Source organism: Mesorhizobium sp. M4A.F.Ca.ET.020.02.1.1 (assembly GCF_004022645.1).
In the GTDB taxonomy this organism is placed as follows: domain Bacteria; phylum Pseudomonadota; class Alphaproteobacteria; order Rhizobiales; family Rhizobiaceae; genus Mesorhizobium.
This window is the reverse complement of record NZ_RZOI01000848.1, coordinates 1-2,366: the sequence shown is the minus strand read 5'-3', so window position 1 is coordinate 2,366 and position 2,366 is coordinate 1. Positions and strand designations below refer to the sequence as shown.

Here is a 2,366-nt window from a genome sequence, read left to right as displayed (position 1 = left end):
CCATGCACGATCAGCTCGGAGAGCGCCTTGCCGACCGCCGGCGCCTGCTGGAGGCCGTGGCCGGAAAAGCCGTTGGCGAACAGGAAGTTCTCGACCTCCGGATGCGGCCCGATCACCGCGTTCTGGTCGAGCGTGTTGTAGTCGTAGTGGCCGACCCAGGCGCGCGTCGGCTTGATCGCCTCGAAGGCCGGGATGCGGGTGGCGAGCGCCGGCCAGATCACCTCCTCGAACAGAGGCCAGTTGACGTCGAAATCCGCGGGATCGGGAGCATGGTCGCCTTCCTCTGGTTCGGCCCCGCCGGTGAGGTAGACCGAGCCTTCCGGCCGCACATAGATGCCGCTGGGATCGACCAGCAGCGGCATGTCGGCATATTTCTCGCGCGCCTCGAAGACGAAGACGTTGCGCTTGCGCGGCTCGACCGGCAGCGCGAGTCCGGCAAAGGCCGCCACCTTGCCAGCATTCGGGCCGGCGGCGTTGACGACGATACCGGCTTCGAGTTTTTCGCCATTGTCGAGACTGACGCCGGTCACGCGGTTGCCCTCGCGCGCGATGCCGGTGACGTCGGCGGTGATGAAATCGATCTTCTTGTCGCGCAGCGCCTTGCGGAACAGCATCAGCAGCGCATGCGCGTCGAACCAGCCCTCGCCGGTGCGGCCATAGGCGCCGGCGGAAATTCCCTCGGCCGACAGCCAGGGGAAGCGGTGCGTCAGTTGCTCGGGGTCCTCCAGCACGATGTCGGCGCCCTCGGCGATCTGCGCTTCGTGATTGGCTTTGAGGATCGGCAGCCCGTTGTCGCCGGCAAGGATCAGATAGCCGCCCTCGCGAAAGCCGATATCGGCCTCGGCGCCAAAAGTTTCCTGCAGCCGCCGGAACAGTTTTAGCGTGAACTGCGACAGGCGGATGTTTTCCGGGATCGAGAATTGTTGACGGATCGAGGCCAGCGACAGCGTCGTCGCCGCATGGGAAAATTGCGGATCGCGCTCGACCAGCGCGATCGAGCCGGAAAATCCCTCCTCGCGCAGATAGTAGGCGACCGAGGATCCGACGATGGCCCCGCCGATGATGACGATGTCGTAGCGCACTTCTTCCTCCGATCCAGCCTGCGGCATCCTTCACGCCGCCGGCAGGCTGATCTCGAAGCGCGTGCCGCGCTCGCTGTCAACCAGCCTGATCGTGCCATCATGCGCTTTCAGGAGGGCCAGCACGATGCCGAGGCCCATGCCGGTGCCGCCGGTCTCGCGCCGCGTGGTGAAGAACGGCTCAAACACCTTGCCGCGGTTGCTCGGCGAAATGCCGGCGCCGTCATCGCTGACCAAGACGGTCGCCCGCTCGGTCGCGTTCGTGGCAGAGATTGAAACCAGGCTCGCGCCATGCCGCGCCGAATTGTCGATGAGATTGGCTAGCACGATCGCCGCGTTCTCGGCCGAGATACTCAGGCCGACCCCGCCGCCGGCCTCGACGCGGACCGTGAGCCGGTTGTCCGCCGGCAGCAGCGCCAATGCCGCCTCGAGCGACGTGCTTTCGCCGCTGGGCGCTAGGTTTTCGGCGCGCGCCAACTCGAGCAGGCGGCGGACCAGCAGATTGAGTCGCCCGGCATCGGTGACGATATTGTCGGAAAACCGCTTCCGCTCGGCCTCGTCCATGGCATCGCCGGAATCGCGCAGCAATTCCGCCGCCCCCTGAATCGCCGTCAGCGGTGATTTGAGCTCGTGCGAGACATGGGTGGCGAAGGTCTGGATGCTGTCGGAGCGCGCCTGCAGCTTTTCGGCCATGTCGAGGAAGGCGGCGGAAAGCTCGGCCATCTCGCGCGTGCCGTGATGGTCGAGCGGCTTTATCGCTTCACGATCGCCGGCGGCGATGCGCTTGGTGCGCTCGATCAGCCCGTAGATCGGCCGGCTCACCGTGCGCAGGAAGACCAGCCCGATCAGCAGCGTGCCGCCGACAATCGCGATCGCCGCCAGGGTCACCTTGCCGCGCTCGCCGTAGAGGTGCTTGACGATGTTGTTCGGCGTCCGCGACAGATAGACCACGCCGGCGACCCGGCCTTCGACCTCGACCGGCAGGGCGACGAAGACGCGCACCCTGGTGCCTCGGCTAACCGAATAGAGCGGCGGCGCCGGCTGGTCGGGGATCCTGAGCCGGAGCGCGCCGCCATAGCGGCCGGCAAGTGCGGCGCGCACCTCCTCGACGCCGGCCAGCGACTGCCCGACCTCCTCGCGCCCGGCGATGACCACGCCCCGGGGATCGAGCAGCCGGAAGCCGGCCAGCGTCGTCTTCTGCGTTTCGTCGAGAATGCCGGAGAGCCGCGCGCCGATCGCCGCGAAGGCCGCATCGGGAATGGCGGGAACAGCCGCAGGGCGCGGCGG

Annotated in this window: 2 protein-coding genes; both read right to left on the bottom strand. The window is 67.2% G+C overall.

Annotation, left to right across the window (positions count from 1 at the left end):
- The coding region (locus EN742_RS32065; RefSeq protein ID WP_148670409.1) for an FAD-binding oxidoreductase at positions 1-1,082 on the bottom strand (1,082 nt) is incomplete at its 3' end.
- A gap of 30 nt (positions 1,083-1,112) precedes the next feature.
- On the bottom strand, positions 1,113-2,366 hold a 1,254-nt coding region (locus EN742_RS32060; protein WP_128333732.1), incomplete at its 5' end, for an ATP-binding protein.